Source organism: Corallococcus sp. AB032C (assembly GCF_003668935.1).
Lineage (GTDB): Bacteria > Myxococcota > Myxococcia > Myxococcales > Myxococcaceae > Corallococcus > Corallococcus exiguus.
Map to the genome: position 1 here is coordinate 1 of NZ_RAWP01000142.1, position 21,466 is coordinate 21,466.

At 70.1% G+C, this 21,466-nt stretch carries 21 protein-coding genes; 11 read left to right on the forward strand and 10 right to left on the reverse strand.

Annotated elements, in window-relative coordinates; translation table 11 throughout:
- The first annotated feature begins 37 nt into the window (after positions 1–37).
- The gene (locus D7X99_RS37430; protein WP_121755163.1) at positions 38–871 is read left to right on the forward strand and encodes a ThiF family adenylyltransferase; all 834 of its coding nucleotides are present in this window, start codon (positions 38–40) and stop codon (positions 869–871) included.
- A gap of 6 nt (positions 872–877) precedes the next feature.
- Here D7X99_RS37430 and D7X99_RS37435 read toward each other — a convergent pair whose 3' ends face one another.
- On the reverse strand, positions 878–1,855 hold the full coding sequence (locus D7X99_RS37435) for a PD-(D/E)XK nuclease family protein (protein WP_121755164.1): 978 nt from the start codon (positions 1,853–1,855) through the stop codon (positions 878–880).
- A gap of 130 nt (positions 1,856–1,985) precedes the next feature.
- On the opposite strand from D7X99_RS37435, the gene mutY reads away from it, so the two are divergent.
- Complete coding sequence (gene mutY, locus D7X99_RS37440; RefSeq protein ID WP_121781936.1) at positions 1,986–3,176, forward strand: A/G-specific adenine glycosylase; 1,191 nt, start codon at positions 1,986–1,988, stop codon at positions 3,174–3,176.
- A gap of 199 nt (positions 3,177–3,375) precedes the next feature.
- Positions 3,376–3,618 (forward strand): DUF2934 domain-containing protein, encoded by a 243-nt coding sequence (locus D7X99_RS37445; protein ID WP_120598101.1) that lies wholly within the window; start codon positions 3,376–3,378, stop codon positions 3,616–3,618.
- Positions 3,619–3,642: 24 nt separating this feature from the next.
- Here the strand turns inward: D7X99_RS37445 and D7X99_RS37450 are convergent, their stop codons facing one another.
- Genes D7X99_RS37450 through D7X99_RS37460 form a run of 3 tightly spaced genes read right to left on the reverse strand, consistent with a single transcriptional unit; the run spans position 3,643 to position 9,202 of the window.
- A complete protein-coding gene (locus D7X99_RS37450; protein WP_120577018.1) occupies positions 3,643–4,737 on the reverse strand; it encodes a hypothetical protein in 1,095 nt (364 codons plus the stop codon).
- A gap of 56 nt (positions 4,738–4,793) precedes the next feature.
- On the reverse strand, positions 4,794–8,309 hold the full coding sequence (metH, locus tag D7X99_RS37455; RefSeq protein ID WP_121781937.1) for a methionine synthase: 3,516 nt from the start codon (positions 8,307–8,309) through the stop codon (positions 4,794–4,796).
- Positions 8,306–9,202, reverse strand: a complete 897-nt coding sequence (locus D7X99_RS37460; protein ID WP_121781938.1) for a metalloregulator ArsR/SmtB family transcription factor — start codon at positions 9,200–9,202, stop codon at positions 8,306–8,308. Before D7X99_RS37460 ends, metH begins: the two co-directional genes overlap by 4 nt.
- Positions 9,203–9,301: 99 nt before the next feature.
- Between D7X99_RS37460 and D7X99_RS37465 the strand changes: the two genes are divergently transcribed.
- Together D7X99_RS37465 and D7X99_RS37470 are read left to right on the forward strand one after the other, a co-directional pair.
- Positions 9,302–10,180, forward strand: a complete 879-nt coding sequence (locus D7X99_RS37465; RefSeq protein ID WP_121781939.1) for a patatin-like phospholipase family protein — start codon at positions 9,302–9,304, stop codon at positions 10,178–10,180.
- A gap of 130 nt (positions 10,181–10,310) precedes the next feature.
- Positions 10,311–11,912: a S8 family peptidase gene (locus tag D7X99_RS37470; RefSeq protein ID WP_121781940.1), complete on the forward strand. Its 1,602-nt coding sequence runs from the start codon at positions 10,311–10,313 to the stop codon at positions 11,910–11,912.
- 86 nt (positions 11,913–11,998) lie between these two features.
- Here the strand turns inward: D7X99_RS37470 and D7X99_RS37475 are convergent, their stop codons facing one another.
- The 3 genes from D7X99_RS37475 to D7X99_RS37485 all read right to left on the reverse strand — a co-directional run bounded on the left by D7X99_RS37475 (position 11,999) and on the right by D7X99_RS37485 (position 13,743).
- Positions 11,999–12,442, reverse strand: a complete 444-nt coding sequence (locus D7X99_RS37475) for a CoA-binding protein (RefSeq protein ID WP_121781941.1) — start codon at positions 12,440–12,442, stop codon at positions 11,999–12,001.
- On the reverse strand, positions 12,439–13,341 hold the full coding sequence (locus tag D7X99_RS37480; protein ID WP_121781942.1) for a hypothetical protein: 903 nt from the start codon (positions 13,339–13,341) through the stop codon (positions 12,439–12,441). Before D7X99_RS37480 ends, D7X99_RS37475 begins: the two co-directional genes overlap by 4 nt.
- A gap of 84 nt (positions 13,342–13,425) precedes the next feature.
- Positions 13,426–13,743, reverse strand: a complete 318-nt coding sequence (locus D7X99_RS37485; protein WP_120577011.1) for a DUF2795 domain-containing protein — start codon at positions 13,741–13,743, stop codon at positions 13,426–13,428.
- Positions 13,744–13,947: 204 nt separating this feature from the next.
- Here D7X99_RS37485 and D7X99_RS37490 point away from each other — a divergent pair, with 204 nt between their 5' ends.
- The 4 genes from D7X99_RS37490 to D7X99_RS37505 all read left to right on the forward strand — a co-directional run bounded on the left by D7X99_RS37490 (position 13,948) and on the right by D7X99_RS37505 (position 17,351).
- Positions 13,948–15,549, forward strand: a complete 1,602-nt coding sequence (locus D7X99_RS37490; protein WP_121781943.1) for a YiiX/YebB-like N1pC/P60 family cysteine hydrolase — start codon at positions 13,948–13,950, stop codon at positions 15,547–15,549.
- A gap of 19 nt (positions 15,550–15,568) precedes the next feature.
- The gene (locus tag D7X99_RS37495) at positions 15,569–15,844 is read left to right on the forward strand and encodes a hypothetical protein (protein WP_121781944.1); all 276 of its coding nucleotides are present in this window, start codon (positions 15,569–15,571) and stop codon (positions 15,842–15,844) included.
- Positions 15,845–15,929: 85 nt separating this feature from the next.
- Positions 15,930–16,754 carry a SirB1 family protein gene (locus D7X99_RS37500; protein WP_121781947.1) on the forward strand — a complete coding sequence of 275 codons (825 nt, stop codon included), beginning with the start codon at positions 15,930–15,932 and terminating at the stop codon, positions 16,752–16,754.
- An 18-nt stretch (positions 16,755–16,772) separates the two neighbouring features.
- Positions 16,773–17,351 carry an NUDIX hydrolase gene (locus D7X99_RS37505; RefSeq protein ID WP_120577008.1) on the forward strand — a complete coding sequence of 193 codons (579 nt, stop codon included), beginning with the start codon at positions 16,773–16,775 and terminating at the stop codon, positions 17,349–17,351.
- Here D7X99_RS37505 and moaC read toward each other — a convergent pair.
- The 3 genes from moaC to trxB are packed head-to-tail and all read right to left on the reverse strand — an operon-like array spanning position 17,348 to position 19,981.
- Complete coding sequence (moaC, locus tag D7X99_RS37510; RefSeq protein WP_120598091.1) at positions 17,348–17,788, reverse strand: cyclic pyranopterin monophosphate synthase MoaC; 441 nt, start codon at positions 17,786–17,788, stop codon at positions 17,348–17,350. The two genes, D7X99_RS37505 and moaC, sit on opposite strands and share 4 nt — an antisense overlap.
- Complete coding sequence (locus tag D7X99_RS37515; RefSeq protein WP_121781945.1) at positions 17,785–18,972, reverse strand: PLP-dependent aspartate aminotransferase family protein; 1,188 nt, start codon at positions 18,970–18,972, stop codon at positions 17,785–17,787. Before D7X99_RS37515 ends, moaC begins: the two co-directional genes overlap by 4 nt.
- 43 nt (positions 18,973–19,015) lie before the next feature.
- Positions 19,016–19,981 carry a thioredoxin-disulfide reductase gene (trxB, locus tag D7X99_RS37520; RefSeq protein ID WP_121781948.1) on the reverse strand — a complete coding sequence of 322 codons (966 nt, stop codon included), beginning with the start codon at positions 19,979–19,981 and terminating at the stop codon, positions 19,016–19,018.
- Between the two features lie 81 nt (positions 19,982–20,062).
- On the opposite strand from trxB, the gene D7X99_RS37525 reads away from it, so the two are divergent.
- Both D7X99_RS37525 and radC read left to right on the forward strand, forming a co-directional pair.
- Complete coding sequence (locus tag D7X99_RS37525) at positions 20,063–20,521, forward strand: cyclic nucleotide-binding domain-containing protein (protein WP_120600360.1); 459 nt, start codon at positions 20,063–20,065, stop codon at positions 20,519–20,521.
- Between the two features lie 179 nt (positions 20,522–20,700).
- Positions 20,701–21,462 carry a DNA repair protein RadC gene (gene radC, locus D7X99_RS37530; RefSeq protein WP_121781946.1) on the forward strand — a complete coding sequence of 254 codons (762 nt, stop codon included), beginning with the start codon at positions 20,701–20,703 and terminating at the stop codon, positions 21,460–21,462.
- The last annotated feature ends 4 nt before the right edge of the window (positions 21,463–21,466 follow it).

A 21,466-nucleotide genomic window follows, 5' to 3' on the forward strand; every position in this document is an offset into this window, starting at 1 on the left:
CGCCGAGACCGAGGCTCCCCCCGCCTCCCCGGCCGCTTTGAACGCTGTCGCGCCGGAAGCGTCGCTGGCGAAGCCCTTCAAGCTGTCGCGCCGCTTCGACCGCACGGCGCGCCTGTTGGGCGACAACGCCATGGAGCGGCTGGCCAACGCGCACGTGGTGGTGTTCGGCCTGGGCGGCGTGGGCAGCTTCACAGCGGAGGGCCTGGTGCGCAGCGGCGTGGGCCGCCTCACGCTGGTGGACCACGACGACGTGTGCGTCACCAACACCAACCGCCAGCTGCACGCGACGGTGAAGTCGGTGGGCAAGTCGAAGGCGGAGCTGATGGCCCAGCGCTGCCAGGAGATCAACCCGCAGGCGAAGGTGGAGGCCCTGCGCGAGTTCTACCGCGAGGAGCTGGCGGAGACGCTGCTGCCCGCGGGCCGCTACGACTTCGTGGTGGACGCCATCGACAACGTGAAGGCGAAGCTGCACCTGCTGCACCGGTGCGTGACGCTGGGCCTGCCGGTGGTCAGCTCCATGGGCGCGGCGGGACGCCTGGACCCCACGGCCATCCGCGTGGAGGACCTGAGCGAGACGCACATGGACCCCTTCGCCAAGGACATCCGCAAGCTGCTCAAGCGCAAGTACGGCGTGGAGACGGAGCGCCACACGGGCATCACTGCCGTGTACTCCATCGAGACGCGCCGGCAGCCGGTGCCGCTCAACTACGACGACGCGACCGACGGCTTCCTGTGCGTCTGCCCGCAGGACAACGAGTTCCACACCTGCGACCACCGCACGCAGATTGACGGCAGCGTGGCGTTCGTCACCTCCGCCTTCGGCATGAACGCCGCGGGTGTGGTGGTGCGCCGGCTCGCTTCAACGCGGTAGCGCGCTTCAGGCCACGCGAGGCCGGGCCTGCGTCACCGCGGGCTCCCGGCCGCACGGACGGCGGAAGACGCAGCGGGCGCAGGCGTCCAGGTTCCCCGTCTGCGGGAAGGCGTCCGGTTCCTTCGGCGTGTTGGTGGCGGTGTCCTTGAGCAGCGCGCGCATCCCCTCCACGCTCCGGGCGAAGTGCTGGCGGAAGGAGTCCATGGCGGACGGGTCCACCGTCACGTCGTGCTCCAGGCCCTCATTGAGGTACACGAGCGACGCGCGCACCTTCTCCAGCGGGTAGCGGTAGCGCTGCGCGATGTAGAGCGCGTAGCCCAGCACCTGTTCGTCGTAGCCCTCGCGCGAGCGGCCCGTCTTCCAGTCCACGACGACGACGGAGCCTTCGGCGTCCACGTAGGCGAAGTCCGGGATGGCGAAGGTCTTCACCCCGTCCATGACGAAGTGGGCGAAGTCGAAGCCCGCGTCCACCTCCAGCCACTGCGCGGGCTTGAGCCCCTTGGCCACCGTGGGCCAGCGCGACTGGAAGAACCACGCGAGCGCGGAGCGCACCGTTTCGAAGTTCTGCTTCCAGGACTCGTTGGGGATGTCCTCCCCGTACTCGTGCTCTGAAAGGCCGGTGAAGGGCTTGCGGTACTTCTGCGTCCAGTAGGCCTTGGAGCGCGAGTGCCGGAAGTCGTCCTGCATCAGCTTGTGCGTGCGCGCCTCCACCTTCGCGGGGTCCACGTCACGGCCGGCGCGCCAGTCCAGCAGCACGTCCTTGAGTGCCTCGTGCACGATGCTGCCCGCCCAGGTGTAGCGGTTGTGCAGCTTCTTGAGGACGTAGAGCTCGCGCACGTCCTTGGCCGCCTCCGCCTCCCAGCCGCCCCAGGAGCGGTAGTAGTAGAGGTAGTAGGCCCGGAGACACTCGGAGAACTTCTCGTGGCGGCTCTTGGACCAGGAGAAGTCGTTGGTGATGGGAGGACGGGCCATGGACGCGGGCATCCTATAGACGATCGCCCGCCCCGCCAGAAGAGGGACGGGCGGCCGGACAACCGCCCCATGCCGTCGGTAAAAACGAAGGGTGCACCCGACCGTACGGGTATGGTGCCGCGCCGCCCCCGCGAAGAATCACATGAGCCCACGCAAGCGCACCGACACCGGGGCACTCCCCACCCCCGTCTCCCCTGAACGCCACGCCGCCCTCCACGGCCCGCTGCTCTCCTGGTACGACCGGAACAAGCGCGACCTGCCCTGGCGCCGCACGCGCGACCCGTACGCCATCTGGCTCAGCGAGGTCATGCTCCAGCAGACGCAGGTGTCCACGGTCATCCCGTACTGGGAGCGTTTCCTCGCGCGCTTTCCCACTGTGAAGGCCCTGGCCTCCGCGCCCCTGGACGACGTGCTCTCCGGGTGGAAGGGGCTGGGCTACTACTCGCGCGCGCGCAACCTGCACCGGGCCGCGCAGGAGGTGGTGGAGCGCTTCGGCGCGAAGCTCCCGTCCAAGGCGGAGGAGCTGCTCTCCCTGCCCGGCTTCGGCCGCTACACCTCCGGGGCCGTGGCCTCCATCGCCTTTGGAGAGGAAGCGCCCATCGTGGACGGCAACGTGGCCCGCGTGCTGTCGCGCCTCTTCGAGGTGGAAGGCCTGCCCGGGGACCGCGACCGCGAGGCCACGCTCTGGGCGCTGGCCTCCGCGCTGGTGAAGGGTGAGCGGCCCGGAGACTTCAACCAGGCGCTGATGGAGCACGGCGCCACGGTGTGCCGGCCGGAGTCACCGCTGTGCCTGCTGTGCCCCGTGCGCGACGGGTGCATCGCGTTCAAGAAGGGCCGCGTGGACGAGCTGCCTCCGGCCAAGGTGCGCGCCGCGCCCCGCAAGCTGTTCCTGGCGCTGGCCGTGTGGCCGCACACGGGCACGCTCCTCTTCGCGCGTCGCGCGGACAAGGGCCTCTTCGGCGGACTGTGGGAGCTGCCCGCCGTGGAGGTGGAGGAGGACACGTCCGAAGCGGAGGCGACGGAGCGGCTGGCGACAGCACTGGGCGCGCCGCTCACGCTGGTGGGCACGATGGACAGCGTGCGCCGGCAGCTCACCCATCGCGACCTCACGCTGCGGCTGTTGCGCGTGACGGGCGACAAGCGCCCCACGAAGTCCACCGCGTTCCAGGAGCTGCGCTGGTGCACGCCGCAGGAGGCGGAGGCGCTGGGCATGAGCACCGCGATGCAGCGCGCGCTCGACGCGGCGTTGGGGCACGGAGTGTTGGGAGACGACACCGCGCCCGCGAAGAAGAAGACGGCGGGCCGCCCTGCCCGGAAGGCGGCCGGGCGCTGAAGCGCCTGGTGGCCTTCAGCTCCAGGACCGCACGTCCGGGCCTATTCCGCTGATGGATTTTCCGCGCGGAATGGCCCGTTGGTCCCTCAACACTTCGCGACCTGAGGTGTCGCTCCGGCAACCCCACACGACTTGGGTCTCTTCCGTGATGCAGGAGCGCGTCCGAAGCTTCAGGCCGCCTTTTCCAGGAGGAAGCCCCATGGCCCGTCAGAACGCGCAGAAGTCGCAACCGAACCCGGCCCCCAAGGCCGCGCCGGAGCGGACCGAGGACAAGAAGCCGGTGGCCACGGCGAGCGCGCCCACGAGCAAGACCGCCGCGCTCACGCAGGAGCAGATTGCCCGCCGTGCCTACGAAATCTTCCAGGCCCGGGGCGGCACGCACGGCAACCCCGAGCATGACTGGCATCAGGCTGAACGCGAGCTGCGGCTCGGCCGGCAGTAGTCAGCCGCCAGGGCCGCCCGCGAGTCAGTGCGCGGGCGGCATCCCCTGGAGGGACGGGCGCTCGGACTCCAACGCGCGCTTCAGCCGGCGCTGGGCCTGCTTCAGCTCCTCCAGGATGCGCTCGGCGTCCATCACCGAGCGCATCGCCAGCCCGCACGCGGGCGTCAGCAGCACCGTGGACAGCGCGCGCGCGAAGCCGATGTCGTTGGGCAGCGCCGCCTTCAACGACGCCTCCACCGAGTCCGACAGCTCCTCCACCGAATACGTGGACGCCAGGTCCGTGGGGATGACGCCCAGGCTCAGCGTGGCGCCGGAGTCCAGGAAGCGCTTCAGCGCGTCCGTCTCCTCCAACATCGCGTCCAGCGACAGCCGCACGTCCAGCGACACCAGGTCCGCCTGCGCGTCCAGCAGCACGCCCCAGTCCGTGTTGCCGCAGCAGTGGATGCCCACGAGCGCGCCCTCGCGCTGCAGCGCCACCACCAAGAGCCGCAGCTCCTGCTGCGCCAACAGGTGCTGCGGGTTCATCCGCACGTAGGCGTAGAGGCCCGGCTCGTCCAGGTAGAACAGGGGCGTGGTGCCCGTGCGCTTGAGGGCGCGCACCATGGCCAGCGCGCGTACCATCACCAGCCGGTACAGCGCCGCGTCCAGGCCCGGCACCGCCAGCACCGGCTCACCCGTCGCGGTGCGCACCACGGAGCGCACCGTGAAGGGGCCGGACAGCTGCGCCTTCGCGAACGCCAGCTTGCGATGCTCCACCTCCCAGAGGAACGGCTTCCACGCGCGGCACGCGTCCGCCGTGGGCTCGAAGGACTCCAGGTTCCCAGAGGCGAGCGCTGCCTCCAGCCGCTTCTCGAAGGCCTCGCGCCCCGCGTTCCACCCGTCCACGTCCACCGTGCAGACGCCGTCCTCGTCGAAGCGCAGGCCCGGCAGGCCCTCCAGCGCGGCGGGGATCATCAGCTCGGACGGATGGCCCACCGGCAGCTGCGGCAGGAACGGGATGTCCATGGCGAGCGCGGCCTGCAGACCCAGTTCCACCTGGGTGTGCGGCAGGCTGCCGATGCCCGTCGTGGCACACGCGGGCAGGAGCTGGACGGCGCGACGGATGGTGGGCGAAGGCATGGGGGCAATCTATCCCTTCCGCGTCGCCCGGGCCCGGCCTTCGCGCCCGCGACGCATCAAGTCACCGAGAAGTACGTGGCGCCCGGGTGGTGGAAGACGATGGCGGACACGCTCGCCTCGGGCTCCATCATGCAGCCGTCGGTGAGCTGCACGCCGATCTCCTCCGGCTTGAGCGCGGCGAACAGCTTCGTCTGGTCCTCCAGGCGAGGGCACGCCGGGTAGCCGAACGAGTAGCGCTTGCCGGTGTACTCCGCGCGGAAGCGCTCCAGCATCGTCCTGTCCGCGCGGTCCGGGAAGCCCCACATGCTGCGCAGCTGCGTGTGCAGGAGCTCCGCGTAGCCCTCCGCGGTCTCCAGCGCCAGCGCCTGCACCGCGTGCATCTTGAGGAACTCGCCCTTGGCCTTGAAGCCTTCGGACAGCTCGCGGATGCCCGAGCCCGCGGTGGTGACGAACAGCGAGAGCGCGTCCACCGGCTTGCCGTTCTCCAGCGGCTTCACGTAGTCCGCCAGGCACAGGCCGTTGTCCTTGTCCTGCCGGGGGAAGTCGAAGGACGTCACCGGTTCGCCGGTCGTGCCGTCGAAGAGCAGCACGCGGTCGCCGTCGCTGGCCGCCTTGAAGAACTGGAACACCGAGCGCGCATGCATAGCTCCGCCGCGCAAGAGCGTCTTCAGCTCCTCCACCGCCTCCTTCAGCGCCAGCGCCTTGCGGCCCTCTTCCGTCTTCGCCAGCTCCGCTTCCGCCGGCGTGCCTAGCGCACGCGACGACGTGCGCAGGCCCAGGTGACGGCCGTAGAGCATCACCGGGTTGATGAACTTCCAGATGTGGTCCAACGGCGTGTTGGTGAGCACGTGCCGAGCGAAGTCCGGCGCGGGCGGCACCGAGTCCAGCACCGCCACCTCCGCGCTGCGCGAGCGGCGCACCGGGGCCGCGGGAGCGGGACGGTCCTTCGCCTCCTGCGCCAGCTTCAACCGCCGCGCGGCCAGGTCATCCCGCAGCTTCGCGTGCGCGCCCGGCTCCACGATCTGCTTCGCCAGCTCCAGGCCGTTCATCGCGTCCTGCGCGTAGGCCACGGTGCCGCCGCCGTAGGCCGGGGCGATGTTGCGGTCCACGAAGTTGCGGCTGAGCGCGGCGCCGCCCACCAGGATGGGCGTCTCCACGCCCGCGCGCTTCAGGTCCTCCGCGGTGGCCACCATCTGGTGCGCGCTCTTCACCAGCAGGCCGGACAGGCCCAGGATGTCCGGCCGGTGTTCCTTCACCGCCAGCACCAGCTGCTCGGGCGGGACCTTGATGCCCAGGTTCACCACCTGGAAGCCGTTGTTGGCGAGGATGATCTCCACCAGGTTCTTGCCGATGTCGTGCACGTCCCCCTTCACCGTCGCGAGGACGATCTTCCCGCGCGACGCCGCCTGGGTCTGGCTCATGTGCGGCTCCAGGTGGCTCACCGCCGCCTTCATGGACTCCGCGCTCTGGAGCACCTCCGCGACGATGAGCTCGTTGGCGCCGAAGAGGCGGCCCACCTCGTCCATGCCCTTCATCAGCGGCCCGTTGATGATCTCCAGCGGAGGCATCTCCTTCATCGCCAGGTCCAGGTCCGCCGTCAGCCCGTCGCGCGTGCCTTCGATGATGTAGCGCTGGAGCCGCTCGAACAGCGGAAGGCTGCTCACCTGGGCGCGCGCGGGCTTGCGCTCGCGGAAGTGCGCCGCGAAGGGCGTCACCGGATCCGCGCTCCGGTTGTAGAGGAGGTCCTCGGAGAGCTTCCGCTCCTCCTCCGGCAGCGACGGGTAGCGCTCCAGCTTCTCCGAGTTGACGAGCGCCATGTCCAGGCCCGCCTGCACGCAGTGGTACAGGAACACGGAGTTCAACACCTCGCGGCCCGCGGTGGGCAGACCGAAGGACACGTTGCTGATGCCCAGCACCGTGCGGCACTGCGGGAAGCGCTGCTTGATGAGGCGCACGCCCTCAATCGTCTCCACGCCGCTGCCGGTGTACTGCGCGTCACCGGAGGCGCAGGGGAACACCAGCGGGTCGAAGTACAGGTCCTCCGGGCGCATGCCGTACTTCTGGGTGAGCAGCTCGAAGCTGCGCTCGGCCACGGCGAGCTTGCGGTCGCGCGTGACGGCCATGCCCACCTCGTCGATGCAGCCCACCACCAGCGCCGCGCCGAACGCCTTCGCCAGGGGGACGACCTTCTCGAAGCGCTCCTCGCCGTCCTCCAGGTTGACGGAGTTGATGATGGCCTTGCCCTGGCAGTACGTGAGCGCCATGGCGATGACCTTCTCGTCCGTCGAGTCGATCATCAGCGGCACGCGCACCTTCTTGACCACCACCTCCAGGAAGTGGCGCATGTCCTCCAGCTCGTCCCGGTCCGGGTTCGCCAGGCAGATGTCGATGACCTGCGCCGCCCGCCGCACCTGGGCGCGAGCAATCTCCGACGCGTCGTCGAACTGGCCCGCGACGATGAGTTCCTTGAACTTCTTGCTGCCGATGACGTTGGTGCGCTCGCCCACGATGATGGGGCGCTGCTCGTCCGTCACCTCCAGGTAGTCCACGCCGGACAGCGACGAGCGCGGCTTCGGCACTTCCGTGCGCGGCTTGAGGCCCTTCACCGCGGCGGCGAGCGCCTCGATGTGGCCCGCGTGCGTGCCGCAACAGCCGCCCACCACGTTGATCCAACCGCTGTCACAGAAGCGCCGGAGCGACCGGGCAATCATCTCCGGCGACTCCAGGTACTGGCCGTTCTCGTCCGGCAGGCCCGCGTTGGGCACGCACGACACCGGGAACAGGCTCATGGCGGACAGCGAGCGGATGTGGTCCGTCATGAAGTCCGGACCCGTGGCGCAGTTGAGCCCCAGGTACAGCAGCTCCGTGTGCTCCAGCGACGTGGCCAGGCTCTCCACGGACTGGCCCGCGAGCATCGTGCCCATGGGCTCGATGGTGCCGGACACCGCCACCGGCACCGCCCAGCCCAGCTTCTTGAACGCCCGGTCGATTCCCAGCAACGCCGCCTTCACGTTGCGCGTGTCCTGCGCCGTCTCCACCAGCAGGTAGTCGGAGCCACCCACCGCGAGCCCTTCGGCCTGCACGGCGAAGTTGTCCACCAACTCCTCGAAGGTGATGCCGCCCGTGACGCTGATGGCCTTGGTGGTGGGACCGATGGAGCCCGCCACCCAGCGCATCCGGCCGTCCTTCGCCTCCGCGGCCTTGGCGGCGTTGAGCGCCAGGCGGGACGCGGCGATGTTGATCTCCATCGCCTTGTGGCCCAGCTCGAACTCCGCCAGCACCACCGGCGTGCCGCCGAAGCTGTCCGTCTCCGTCACGTCCGCGCCCGCGGCGAAGTACTTCGCGTGGATGCCCTCGATGACGTCCGGGCGGGTGAGGACCAGGTGCTCGTTGCAGCCCTCGTACTCCGCGCCGCCGAAGTCCGCCGCCACCAGCGTGTGCCCCTGCAGGAGCGTGCCCATGGCGCCGTCCAGCACGAGGATGCGCTCACGCATCGCGGCCTTGAGCGCTTCCACGCGCTGGCCGTGCTCCCCGGGGGGAAGCGGCAGGGGGTGGGCGATGTGGCTCGTCATGACGGTTTGACTCCGGTCAGCAGGAAGACGCGGAAGGGGCTGGCCCCGTCGCGCGCGTGCGTCTCGCGGGTGAACGACGTGAAGCCGGCCTCGCGAAGGGCCGCTTCCAGGACTTCGGGCGAAAAGCCCAGGTGCCGGTGACCCAACCGCTCCAGCACCCACTTCTCTTCGTGCGGCATCAGCTCCAGCACCACCAGCCGGCCGCCCGGCTTGAGCAGCCGCGCGGCCTCCGCCACCACCGCCGCCGGAGCCTCCACGTGGTGCAGGCTCTGCGAAATCACCACCAGGTCCATGCGCCCACCGGACAGGGAGAGCCGGTGCAGGTCCTCGCGCAGGAACGTGATGTTCTTCAGTTCGTCACGGAGGGCCAGAGTTCGAGCCTGGGACAGCGCATCTTCACTCTGGTCGATGGCCCACACGTGCCGCGCCCACCGCGCCATGGCCCGGCTGAACACGCCCGTGCCACAGCCGAAGTCCGCCACGTCCAGCGGCGGCAGCAGCGACGCCAGCGCGCCCGCCCAGAGGAACCACGACTGGCCGGGCTCCAACAGCCGCTCGTTGAGCGCCTGCCGGTCCTCCCTCGCGCGCAGCAGGTCGTTGAGCCGCGCGGAGTCTCCCGCCGCGTCCTCCGCCTCGCGCGCCAGCCGGACGAGCGGCCAGCGCGAGTCATCCGACTCCAGCGCCAGCGAGTAGTAGGTGAAGCCCGCCTGCCGCTCCTCGCGGATGAGCCCCAGCCCCTTCAGCTTCGACAGGTGGTGCGACACCGAGGACTGGGCCACCCCCACCAGCGACACGAGCTCCGTCACGTTCAGCGGCGCCTGCGCCACCAACCGCAGGATGCGCAGCCGCGTCGTGTCCCCCAGGACACGGAAGGATTGAGAGAGGACGTCCATATCGAGCCATCAACATATATCGATGCTGGCCCCCAACCACAATGGCCCCGCCAACGCATTGCGTTGCCTTGAGGCACACCCATCCCGTAAAAATCCGGAATGGCTCCCTCTTCCACGCTGCACTCCCTGCTCGAAGGCAAGCGGTTCGGGCTGGTCCTCTCCGCGGGCTACTTCGGCTTCTATGGCCACGCGGGCTTCCTGAAGGGGCTGCACGCCTCCGGACTGAAGCCGCACGCCTACGCGGGCACGTCCTCGGGCGGGATGGTGGCGGCGTACGCGGCGGCGGGCATGCCCATGACGGCGCTGGAGGAGCTGGTGCTGCGCCAGACGCGGGCCAACTTCTGGGACCCGGACCCCATTGGCGCGGTGCTGAACGTGGCGTCCCGGGGGCACGGCTTCACGGGCCTGCTCAAGGGCGAGCGCTTCCGGCGCCTGCTGGAGGACACGCTGCCGGTGTCCACCTTCGAGGACCTGCCGCACCCGCTGCTGCTCACCGCGGCCAACCTCACCCACGGCTCGCACCAGGTGTTCACCACCGGGGAGCTGGCCCCGCGCGTCCACGCCACCTGCGCGTACCCGGGCCTCTTCCGCGCGGTGCCGCTGGACGGCCAGCTGTTCTGGGACGGCGGGCTCGTGGACAAGGCGCCCGCGCTGTCGCTGCAGGAGAGCGCCATTGGCAAGGACCTGGACGCCATCCTCGTGCACTTCCTGCCCAGCCGGACGGGCAAGGTGGTGGGCGGCCCCATGGCCTATCCGCAAGGCCTGGCCGCCGGATCCGCCGCGCTCCGGCGAGACCACTTCCGCCTCCAGCTCACCGTGCTCCAGACGCGCAACGTGCCCGTCTATGTCGTCGTCTCCAACCTGCCGCCGGTGACACCCTCCACGCTGGAGCGCGGCTTCGACGCGCTGGATCAGGCCCGGCTGTCCGCGGAGCGCGCCCTGGCCCGGCCCCCGGTCCCCTTCGAGGGAACCACCTGAGCGCCTTCGCACGCCCGCCCGGTTCAATGAGGGCCGAATAAACCACCAGGATAGAAATAACAGAATAGTCAGATTTGAATGACAGACCGGCGTGGCATGGTGGGGATGCTGTCCATCCCGGAGGAAGTCCATGCTGAAGTCGACGCTGTCCCAGCGCCCCCTGCGCGGCGCGGTCATGGCTGTGTCCCTGCTGGCGTTGGCCCCCGCTGCTGGCGCCGCCCCCTCGCTGGCGCCGCGCGCGCTGATGGCGAAGCCCACGGGGCGGGAGCTGCCCGCGGGCACGTTCGTGGAGCGGCTGGTGGTGAAGTTCCACGAGGGCAGCCACGTGCGCCTGCGCGACAACGCGCTGCGCGCCCTGTCCTCCGAGCGCAGCGCGGGCGAGCGTGAGCTGCTGTCCGGCCTGCGCCTGGACTCCGCGCGCGTGGACGCGGACCTGGCGGAGGTGGTGGCGCTGTTGGAGCGCGCGCCGCGCATCGGTGTGCTGGAGCGGGTGTTCCAGGCGGAAGAGGCCGCGCTGGACGCGAGCAAGCTGTCCGGTGAGAAGACGAGCGGCGAGCAGCTGGCGGACCTGAACCTGTACTTCGAAGTACCGCTCTTGCCCGGCACCACCGCGGACACCGTGGCGGACCTGGTGGCGGCGCTCAACCGCGTCGGAAGCGTGGAGACGGCCTACGCGGCGACGCCCCCGGAGCCGGCGATGGTGAACTTCGCCATGGAGGCGGGGCTGCGCACGCTGCTGTCCGCGGCGGACCTGCCGCCCACCACGCCGCTGTACCAGGCCAACCAGGGCTATCTCAACGCGGCGCCCTCCGGCATCAACGCGACCTACGCGTGGACGCAGACGGGCGGCCGGGGCACCAACGTGAAGATCGTGGACATCGAGGGTGGCTGGCGCACCACGCACGAGGACTTCCCCACGTTCTTCCGCGTGGGCGGCACGCAGTACAACGACCTGGGCTGGCGCAACCACGGCACCGCGGTGCTCGGTGAAATCGTCGGCGCGAACAACGCTTACGGCGTGACGGGCATCGCCAGCGCGGCGTCGCCGGGCGTGGAGGCCATTGGCGCGCAGAGCAGCGCGAGCGCCATCACCAACGCGGCTGCGGCGGTGGGCGCGGGCGGCGTCATCCTGATTGAGCTGCACGCGGGCGGCCCCGCGGACGGCACGGCCTGCACGTGCAACACGTCCCAGTGCAACTACATCGCGATGGAGTACTGGCAGGACAACTACGACGCCATCCGCACCGCCACCGCCAACGGCGTCGTCGTGGTGGAGGCGGCGGGCAACGGCAGCGCGAACCTGGACGCGGCGGCCTACGGCGGCCGGTTCAACCCGGCCACGCGTGACTCGGGCGCCATCCTGGTGGGCGCAAGCACCGCCACCACGCGCGTGCCCATGTGCTGGACCAACTTCGGTCAGCGCGTGAACGTGCACGCCTGGGGTGAGCAGGTCGTCACCACCGGCTACGGCGACCGCTTCGGCAGCGCCTACGGCGAGGACCAGTACTACACGTCCACCTTCAGCGGCACCTCCAGCGCGTCGCCCATCGTCGTGGGCGCCGCCGTCAGCGCCCAGGGCGTGGCGAAGGCCAACGGCCGGCTGCTGACGTCCGCGCAGATGCGCGGCCTGTTCGTCAACAACGGCACGGCGCAGGCCAACGACACCCGGAAGATTGGCCCGCTGCCGGACCTGCAGAAGGCCCTGCCCAAGGTCATCTCCGGCAACTTCTAAAGCTGACAAAGGCCGCCGACCTCCACGTGCGGCCACGCGGCCCTCCGTGCCCTTCGGGGTGCGGAGGGCCGTTGTCTTTCCAGCCGTCAGCGCCCGCTGTAGCGGCGGTGGTCCACCATCAGGCAGCGGTCCTGCACCACGCGGATGCCGGCGGCGGCCAGCTTCTTCGCCGCGGCGTCGTTGCGGATGCCGGACTGGAACCACACCGCCTTGGGCTTCTTCGCGATGATGTCGTCCACGTGCTGGTCGATGTCACCGGGCCTGCGGAACACGTCCACCAGGTCGATGTCGCCCGGGATGTCCGTAAGCTTCCGGTACACCGGCTTGCCCAGGATCACCTTCGCGTCCGGGTAGTAGACGGGCACCGGCACCACGTCCACGCCCGCCTTCGCCAGGTACTCCGGCACGTAGTACGCGGGCTGGGCGGAGTGGTCCTCCGTCTTGATGCCCAGCACCGCCACGCGCATGGATTCCTGCACCACGCGCTTCACACCCGCGTCATCCTCGATGAGGTACTCGTCGTGGCTCATGGCCCTTCCTCCTGGAGCTCTTCCGCCTGGGACTCGGTGGTGAGCGTCAACGTGCCGCCCGCCCCCACCGCCTTCACCTTCAGCAGGCGGCGCACCGGGATGAACCGGGCCCACGTCACCACCTGCTCGCCTTCACACGTCACGCCCTTCGAAAGCGCGGGCGAACCGGCCTCCGCCCACGCGGCCTTCAGCTCCGCCGGGGCATTGGGAGGCAGCGCGTCCAGGCACTTCAGCGTCAGCACCACCGCGTCGCCGAACGTCGTGAGCCGGGTGCCCTCCACCGTGCGCTCCAGCAGGAAGGCCCGCTCCTCGCCATTCACGTCCACGGAGTCCACCGCCCAGGTGCGCTGCCCCTCCACCAGGTTGCGTTGGAGCAGCCCCGCGTACTTCGCCTCCCACTCGCGGCGCGTGCGGATCTCCAGCGCTTCCGGGTTGAAGAAGCGCTCCACCTCCGGCACACCGGTGCCTTCGGGCGCCACCTGCCGCAGCGCCTCCTGCGCGGCCTCCGGGCCCACCAGCTTCACGAAGGTGCCGTCCGCCGCCAGCTGCATGCGCAGCGTGAAGCGCTCCAGCACGGCGCCGGACACGGACGGCACGTCGTGCCCGTCATGCACCTGGCGCGGGGTGCGCATGGATTGGGCCACGCGCCAGCCGCCGTCGGAGGGGGTGAAGCGCGTCTCGGTGGTGAAGGCCGCCTCGTCGCGCACTTCCGGCCGACCCTCGCGCTGGAGGGTGCGGGTGGCGCGCACGGATTCGGTGAGGAGGCGATCCACGGGCGGCTTGAAGTCCAGACGCACCGGCGGCGGCAGCCCCGGCGCGGGGTTGAGCGGCGGATACCGGGACGTGCACCCGGCGGCCAGCGACAGCAGCAGACAGCTCCACAAGAGGCCCGTACGCATGCGCTCGCGAACGCTGGCAGAAAGCCAGGGCGCCCGCGAGCGTCTTGCAACGTCCTTGCGTGAAGTGTCAGCGCGTGGGCGACACTAGGGGTGGCGCGTCTCGCCCTCGGAGGCACCCTCGATGCGGTCGCGGCCGATGTTGCGCCGGTCGCGGTCCACGCCATCGTCGTCCTTCAGGCCGTTCATCGCGAAGCGGCGCTCGGCCTCCGCCAGGTCGCGCAGCACGTGGTCGCGCAACATGTACTCCTCCTGCGGCAGGGACTTGAGGATGTTGATGATGTCGACCGGGGCCTCGCTGTCCGCGGCGGCCTCGACGAGTTCCTCGCGCGTCGCCGGGTACTCCACCCCATCCAGATGCGGGGTGATGGAGCGCGCGGGATCCTCAGCCTTTCCGTAAGCCATCGTGCCTTCCACCTTTCTTGCGCCCGGAGCGTCCATGCCCCAGGCGACCATCCATGCCTCAACGTGGGGATGACGCCCGCCCCGGGCCACCCTGCCGCCCGACACCTCCTACGACGCCGGGCAAGCGGGGGACCGGCCGTCTTGTCCGCGCCCGCTTCGGAGTAGAGTCCCCCCGCGCCAACGCCCGCCGGAGTGTCCTCCCTGATGTCCGCAGCCTCCCTGCTCGCCGCCTGGCTCACGCTCGCCAGCCCCCCCGCCGAACCGACGTCCCCTGCCCCCGCCACGGTCGCCAACACGGCCCCGCGCGACGTCTACGCGCTGGACGACGCCGCCTTCATGGCCCAGGCCCGCCGAGACCTGGAGACGCTTCGCCAGGGAACCGAGGGGCTGCGCCGGCTCAAGGAGGAGGCCTTCCGCTCCAAGGCGCTGTACCAGCGCGGCAAGGACGTGCCGTACACCCCGGACGAGAAGCAGCTCCTGGTGTCCACCTGGGCCGCCTTCTTCGACTGCTTCATCTCCACGGAGGTGGTGCGTCAGCGGTACTGGGACTTCCTCAAGGTGCCCGCCCTCACCCAGCCGAAGAAGCACGCCTGGGGCTTCCTCCTCACCCACGCCGCGCTCGCGTCGGAGCTGGCGCAGGGGATGGCCTTCGCGGACCTCACCGGAGGCCAGGCGCAGCTGGAGGTGTTGCTGAACGAGCCCGGCCCCGAGTACGGCCTGCCCTCGCGCGCCTTCAGCCGCTTCAAGGAGAAGGTCGTCCACGTGGGCACCAGCACGCAGCTCTTCACGGGCGACGGCTACCGCGCCACGCTGCACCCGGTGCTGGCGAAGGCCGGCGTGCTGAACGAGCCCGGCGTCCCCGCGCTCTTCCAGACCATGCGGCAGGACAGCAAGGCGGCCCGCTCACGCCTCTTGAAGCGCGGCCCAGTGCTCTTCGCCAAGGCCGCCGCGGACCTCACCCAGGACACCACCGCGAGGGCGGTGTTCCCGGTGCAGAAGACCGTGGCGGAGTGGATGGGCGACACGCGCGTGCACCGCTCCGGCAAGCCGCTCATCTCCCGGGAGCAGGTGCTGTCGCTGCTGCCGCGCATGGCCCCGGGCGACGTGATGGTCGCGAGGCAGAACTGGTTCCTGTCCAACATCGGGCTGCCGGGCTTCTGGCCGCACGCGGAGCTGTACGTGGGCACCGCGCAGGAGCTCTCACAGACGTTCGACGCGGATCCGGAGGTGAAGACCTGGGTGGCCACCCTGCCCGGCCGCCCGGAGACGTTCACCGCACACCTGGCGAAGGCCCTCCCCGCCAAGTGGGCCGAGTACACCGGCAAGGACGCGCACGGGGATCCGTTGCGCATCATCGAGTCCATCAGCGAGGGCGTGAGCTTCACCGGCGTGGAGCACGGCATGCACGTGGACTACCTGGGCGTGCTGCGGCCCCGGCTGTCCCAGGTGGACAAGGCCCGCGCCATCCTGCGCGCCTTCACCTTCCAGGGCCGGCCGTACGACTTCAACTTCGACTTCTTCTCCGACCAGTCGCTGGTGTGCACGGAGCTGGTGTGGAAGTCCTACGCCCCGTCGAAGGACATGAAGGGCCTGGACATCCCCCTGGTGAGCGTCGCGGGTCGCAGGACGCTGCCGGCGAACGAAATCGTGCGCGTGTTCGACGCCGAGTACGGCCAGCCCAACCGGCAGTTCGACTTCGTCGCCTTCCTGGACGGGCGAGAGGGCCCGGGGGACGCCGTCGAAGCGAACGCCGAGTCCTTCCGTTACACCTACCGGCGGATGAAGTGGGACATCGCCCAAGAGTGAGGCTAGAGGCACACACACCATGACGGAAGAGACGGCGAACGCGTTGCTGGCCCTGGCCTCCCCCCTCTACGAGCGGATGATTGCCCAGCAACAGGCGAAGGTGCTCAAGCTGGCGCGCGAGGCGGTGCCCAACATCGGGCCGGAGGAGCTGCGCAACCCGCACGACTTCCCGGAGCTGAAGGAGCACCCGACCTTCGAGTTCGAGGACGGCATCCTGGCGGGACTGATTTCAGCCCAAATGGCCCTGCGTGCGGAAATCAAGGGTCGGCTGCCCGCGACACCGCCGGGAGCCTGATGCTCGGCTGCCTGCTTTTGCCGTGAGGAGCATCCGTGGGTTACTGGTGCGCACCGTGAGCTTTTCCTCTGGTTTCGGCCCTCCGCTGGCGCGTGAGCGGTTGGTGTCTTCCCTCGCCGCGGAACCCCCGCGGCTGGACCTGGCGGCCCTGGCCATCGCGACGTTGGGCCATGAGGACCTGGATGCTCCGGCGTGTCTCAGGACGCTGGATGCGCTCGCCGCGCGGGTGCAGGTGGAGACGGAGCGCCTGCGCGAGAAGGGCGAGGCCCTGGCCCCCCTGCGCGCCCTGCGCCACGTGCTCGCGGACATCGAAGGCTTCCGGGGCAACGAGGACGACTACCACTCCCCGGACAACAGCTTCCTGGACCGGGTGCTGGAGCGGAAGGTGGGGCTGCCGATAACCCTGTCCGTGCTCTATCTGGAGGTGGCACGCCGCGCGGGCATCTCGCTGTACGGCGTCCCCTTCCCCGGCCACTTCCTGGTGGCGTGCGACGCGGGCGACCACAAGCTGGTGATGGACCCCTTCCACCACGGCGACATCCTCACGGAGCACGGCTGCGAGGAGCTGCTCAAGCGCGTGGCGCCGCAGCTCAAGTTCGACCGGGCCATGCTCGCGCCCGCGCCGGTGGAGCTCATCGCGTACCGCATGCTGTCCAACCTGCGCCGCGTGTACCTGGGGCGTGACGACAGCCAGCAGGGGCTGGCGGTGGTGGACCTGCTGCTGCTGTTGGCCCCGGACCACCCGGGTGAACTGCGCACCCGCGCGTCGCTGCTCTCCACGCTGGGCGCCTTCCGCGCGGCGCTCAAGGACGTGGAGCGCTGCCTGGAGCTGTCCCCGGACGCGCCGGACCGCGAGCGCCTGGAGCTGTCCGCCCGGGAGCTGCGCGAGCGCGCCGAACTGCTCAACTGAAGAAAGGGAATCCGTCGCATGTCGTCCACGCCCGAGTCGCCCAAGTCTCAAGTGAAGCCCTGGCCGCGTCTGCGCCGGGGACTGGAGCACGACTTCACGGTGGTGAAGGTGCGCGAGGACGTGGTGATGGATCCGCGCACGAACCGGGAACACCCCCGCGTGCACATGGAGTGCGCGGACTGGGTGACCGTCGTCGCGGTGACGAAGCAGGATGAACTGGTGATGGTGCGCCAGTTCCGCTGCGGCATCGAGGCGGCGACGCTGGAGGCACCCGGCGGCGTCATCGACCCGGGCGAGGACCCGGCCACGGCCGCCGCGCGCGAGCTGGAAGAGGAGACGGGCTACCGCGCTGGCAGACTGGAGCCGCTGGGCGTCGTGCACCCCAACCCGGCCTTCCAGACCAACCGCTGCCACACGTACCTGGCGCTGGACTGCGAGCGCGTGAGCGATGGGGACCTGGATGACGGCGAGGACATCGCCGTGGAGCTGTACCCGCGCGCGGACCTGCCCCGGCTCATCCTGGAAGGCCACATCACGCACTCGCTGGCGGTGGTGGCCTTCTTCCTGGAGCGGCTGCGCGCGGAAGCGAAGCGCTAGGCCTGCTCGCGCTCCCAGGTGCCGGAGCGTCCGCCGGACTTGTGGTCCAGCTGCACCGCTTCGATGACCATGCCGCGGTCCACGCTCTTGCACATGTCATAGACGGTGAGCGCCGCCGCGCACGCGGCCGTGAGCGCCTCCATCTCCACGCCCGTGCGGTCCACCGTCTTCACCCGCACGCGGACCTCCAGCCCTTCGTCCACGGGCGTGAGCGTCACGTCCACGCCCGCGAGCGCGATGGGATGGCACAGGGGCACGAAGTCCGGGGTGCGCTTGGCGGCCATGATGCCGGCGAGCCGCGCCGCCGCGAGCACATCCCCCTTCTCCACCTGCCCCGCGAGGATGCGCTCACGCGTCGCGGGCAGCATGCGCAGGCGCGCGGTGGCCACCGCCACGCGGTCCGTCTTCGGCTTGTCGCCGACGTCCACCATCTTCACCGGCCGGCCCCCTTCGCCACCGCGGCGAGCAGGTCGTCCGCCACGTCGTCCGGGTCTTCCAACCCCACGGACACGCGGATGAGGCTGTCGCGGATGCCCGCCTGGGCGCGCTCCTCGGGCGTCATCCGGCGCGCGCTGGCGCTGGCCGCGTGCATCACCAGCGTGCCCACGTCACCCAGCGAAGGGCCGGGCTTCGCCACGCGAAGCGCCTCCAGGAACCGGTCCCCTTCCTTCTGCCCCGCGCCCTTGATCTCGAACGCCACCATGGGCCCGAAGCCACCCTCCAGCACCCGCGCCGCCACCGCGTGGTCCGGGTGGGAAGAGAGGCCCGGGTAGATGACCCGCTCCAGCAGCGGCGAATCCGAAAGCCGCTTCGCCACGTGGGCGGCGTGTTCGTTGTGGGCCTTCATGCGGACGGGCAGCGTGCGCAGGCCGCGCAGCGTGAGCCACGCCTCGAAGGGGCCCAGCACGTCGCCGGACAGGATGCGCGCCGACCGCAGCGGGTCGATGCGCGCCTTGGAACCACTCACCGTGCCCCCCAGCGCGTCGCTGTGGCCGTTGAGCCACTTGCTGGTGGACTGCACCGCGTAGTCCGCGCCCAGCTCCAGCGCGCGCTGGCCGAAGGGCGACGGGAACGTCGCGTCCACCGCGAACACCGCGCCCGCGTCCTTGCAGGCCTGCGCGAGCGCGCGGATGTCCGGCACGCGCAGGAGCGGGTTGGAGATGCTCTCCGCCAACACCAGGCGCGGGCGCCACTCGCGGATGCGCGCGGGCGCTTCCGGAGACGTCTGGTCGAGCGGGCGCAGCTCCACGCCCCAGCGGGCGCACAGGTTCTTGTAGAGCGCCCGCGTGACGCCGTAGCCATCCGTGGGCATCACCAGCACGTCGCCAGCCTTCCACGGCTGCGCGTCGAAGAGCGAGCGCAGCGCGGCCATGCCACTGGCGTAGGCGACGCAGGCCTCCGCGCCTTCCAATGCCGCCACCGCCTCCTCCAGCAGCGCCGCGTTGGGCGCGCTGATGCGGGCGTAGGCGTAGTCCTTTCCGTCCAGCGCGTCGGACAGGTCGTCGCTGCTGTCGAACCAGTTCACCGCCGCCGGGAAGATGGGCGGCATGACGGGCACGGCCTTGCTCCCGGTGAGCCGGGAGCCCGCGTGCACCGCCACCGTTTTCTGTTTCGTGCTCATGCGCGTGTCGTCTCGCTCAGGACGGAAAGGAAGGGAGGACGGGCTACTCGCCGTGCTCGATGAGCCAGCGCTCCGCGTCGATGGCGGCCATGCAGCCCGTGCCCGCCGCGGTGATGGCCTGGCGGTAGTAGCTGTCCTGCACGTCGCCGCAGGCGAAGACGCCTTCGATGTTGGTGCGCGTGGTGCCCGGAATCGTCTTCAGGTAGCCGCCCTGGTGCGTCTCCAGGATGCCCTGGAACAGCTCCGTGTTCGGCGTGTGCCCGATAGCGACGAACAGGCCGTGCGCGTTCACCAACTGGCTGTCGCCCGTCTTGAGGTTGCGAACGACGGCGCCCGTCATGCCCTTGCCGTCGCCCACCACCTCCTCCACGGCGGAGTTCCACAGGAAGGAGATCTTCGGGTTGTTGAGCGCGCGCTCCTGCATCACCTTGGACGCGCGCAGCGAGTCGCGGCGGTGGACGAGGGTGACGTGGTTGACGATCTTCGCCAGGTACGTGGCCTCTTCCATGGCCGTGTCGCCGCCGCCCACCACCAGCACGTCCTGCTTCTTGAAGAAGGCGCCGTCACAGGTGGCGCACGCGGACACGCCGCGGTTCTTGTAGGTGTCCTCGCCCTTGACGCCCAGCCACTTGGCGGTGGCGCCCGTGGAGACGATGACCGTCTCCGAGCGCACCTGGATGCCGCTCTCGCTCTCCAGCAGGAAGGGCCGCTTGGAGAAGTCCACCTTGGTGACGTTCTCCATGTGGATGACGGTGCCAAAGCGCTCCGCCTGCTTCTGGAAGCGCTCCATCAGCTCCGGACCGGTGATGGCCTCCGGGAAGCCGGGGTAGTTCTCCACGTCGGTGGTGACCATCAGCTGGCCGCCCGGGACGCGCTGCGGGTGCTCCAGCGTGGGGCCGCCGGCGAACACCACGGGCTCCAGGTTGGCGCGCGCCGCGTAGATGGCGGCGGTGTAGCCCGCCGGGCCCGAGCCGATGATGGTGACCTTCTGGATCTTGTCCTGCGACACGTCGCCTCCTGCGCTCATACGTTGACGGGCCCGGACGGTAACAGACACCGCCTTCCTGGCCATGATACGAACCTGGACCCCATGGATGCCGCTGTCCTCAAGAAGGTTGCGCTCTTCGAGGGATTGACCCAGGGCCAGCTCGCCAAGGTCGCCCGGATTGCCCAGTCCCGGACCCACACGGCCGGAGACTTCCTATTCCGCGAAGGTGACACCGGCCAGGACATGTTCATCCTCGCCGACGGCAAGGTGCGCATTTCCAAATCCGTGCCGGGCATCGGGGAAGAGGCGCTGGCCATCCTCGAACCCGGTCAGTATTTCGGGGAGATGGCGGTCATCGAGGATTCGCCCCGCTCCGCGGACGCCATTGCCCACACCTCCTGCACGGTGTGGGTCATCGAGCGCGCGAAGCTGGACCAGCTGATGTTCACGGACAAGGACCTGGCCTACGTCCTCCTGTGGACGTTCGTCCGCACGCTGAGCGAGCGGCTCCGCGAGACGAACGACAAGATCAAGGGCTTCTTCGCCATCTCCCGCTTCTAGCCAGCAGCCCCAGCGCTTCTCGGCTCCTCGCACGCCAGGAGGGCGAGTGGAGCATCGCTGTCCGTCCCGCCACCGGGCCTCTTCACGCGCCGCTGGACGGGCCCTGCCCTGGCGTCCCGGAGTGGACCCAGAAGGGCACAGGCCTTGCTCAAGCCCGCCGTCGCGTGGACGGAGGCGGGATGGAACAGGGTGGAGAGGCGTGGGCGGAGTCGGGCGAAGGGGAAGCCACGGGTGGCAGGTCGGTGAGGGCGCGAGGCGCGGGCCTGGGGGATGCGCGCGAGCGACTCTTCCGGCTAGGCGCGGAGGCCCTCACCGACCTGGAGTTGTTGGGACTCCTGTGGGCGGAGGGGCTGGGGGACGCGGCGGACGGAGTGGCGAGGGACGGGCTCAAGGCGCTGGTGCAGGAGGATCCGCGCGTCTTGTGCGCGCGGCGGGGCGTGGGGCCGGCCCGCACGTCCCGGCTCCTGGCGGCGCTGGAGCTGGGACGGCGCGCGCAGCGCTCTCCGGAGAAGCGGCCCCGGCTGCGAAATCCGAAGGAGGTGCACGCGTACCTGGCACCCACGCTGGGCGCGCTCCGGCGCGAGGTGTTCCACGTGCTGTGCTTCAACCCGCGCAACGTGCTGGTGCATGACGCGCGGGTGGCGGAAGGGACGCTGAGCGCGTGCCCGGTGGACCCAAGGGAGGTGTTCGCGGCGGTGCTCTCCTCGCGGTCCACGGCCATCGTGTTCGCGCACAACCACCCTTCCGGAGACCCGGAGCCCAGCGTCCAGGACGTGGGGCTCACGGAGCACCTGGCGCGGGCGGCGGGCATCTTGGGAGTGAAGCTGTTGGACCACGTCGTCGTGGGGGACGGCGCGTTCGTGTCCATGCTGGAGCGGGGCATCCTGCCGGACAGCGAGCGGGAGGGGCGGCGCAAGTGCGTCTCGGGCGGGGGCTGGTGATGGG

Bases quoted from the DNA above. Each gene is read 5' to 3' on its own strand.
- D7X99_RS37435 (WP_121755164.1), bottom strand. From the start codon at position 1,855: ATGCCCGCGTCCATGGCCCGTCCTCCCATCACCAACGACTTCTCCTGG.
- mutY (WP_121781936.1), top strand. From the start codon at position 1,986: ATGAGCCCACGCAAGCGCACCGACACCGGGGCACTCCCCACCCCCGTC.
- D7X99_RS37445 (WP_120598101.1), top strand. From the start codon at position 3,376: ATGGCCCGTCAGAACGCGCAGAAGTCGCAACCGAACCCGGCCCCCAAG.
- D7X99_RS37450 (WP_120577018.1), bottom strand. From the start codon at position 4,737: ATGCCTTCGCCCACCATCCGTCGCGCCGTCCAGCTCCTGCCCGCGTGT.
- metH (WP_121781937.1), bottom strand. From the start codon at position 8,309: ATGACGAGCCACATCGCCCACCCCCTGCCGCTTCCCCCCGGGGAGCAC.
- D7X99_RS37460 (WP_121781938.1), bottom strand. From the start codon at position 9,202: ATGGACGTCCTCTCTCAATCCTTCCGTGTCCTGGGGGACACGACGCGG.
- D7X99_RS37465 (WP_121781939.1), top strand. From the start codon at position 9,302: ATGGCTCCCTCTTCCACGCTGCACTCCCTGCTCGAAGGCAAGCGGTTC.
- D7X99_RS37470 (WP_121781940.1), top strand. From the start codon at position 10,311: ATGCTGAAGTCGACGCTGTCCCAGCGCCCCCTGCGCGGCGCGGTCATG.
- D7X99_RS37475 (WP_121781941.1), bottom strand. From the start codon at position 12,442: ATGAGCCACGACGAGTACCTCATCGAGGATGACGCGGGTGTGAAGCGC.
- D7X99_RS37480 (WP_121781942.1), bottom strand. From the start codon at position 13,341: ATGCGTACGGGCCTCTTGTGGAGCTGTCTGCTGCTGTCGCTGGCCGCC.
- D7X99_RS37485 (WP_120577011.1), bottom strand. From the start codon at position 13,743: ATGGCTTACGGAAAGGCTGAGGATCCCGCGCGCTCCATCACCCCGCAT.
- D7X99_RS37490 (WP_121781943.1), top strand. From the start codon at position 13,948: ATGTCCGCAGCCTCCCTGCTCGCCGCCTGGCTCACGCTCGCCAGCCCC.
- D7X99_RS37495 (WP_121781944.1), top strand. From the start codon at position 15,569: ATGACGGAAGAGACGGCGAACGCGTTGCTGGCCCTGGCCTCCCCCCTC.
- D7X99_RS37505 (WP_120577008.1), top strand. From the start codon at position 16,773: ATGTCGTCCACGCCCGAGTCGCCCAAGTCTCAAGTGAAGCCCTGGCCG.
- D7X99_RS37515 (WP_121781945.1), bottom strand. From the start codon at position 18,972: ATGAGCACGAAACAGAAAACGGTGGCGGTGCACGCGGGCTCCCGGCTC.
- D7X99_RS37525 (WP_120600360.1), top strand. From the start codon at position 20,063: ATGGATGCCGCTGTCCTCAAGAAGGTTGCGCTCTTCGAGGGATTGACC.
- radC (WP_121781946.1), top strand. From the start codon at position 20,701: ATGGAACAGGGTGGAGAGGCGTGGGCGGAGTCGGGCGAAGGGGAAGCC.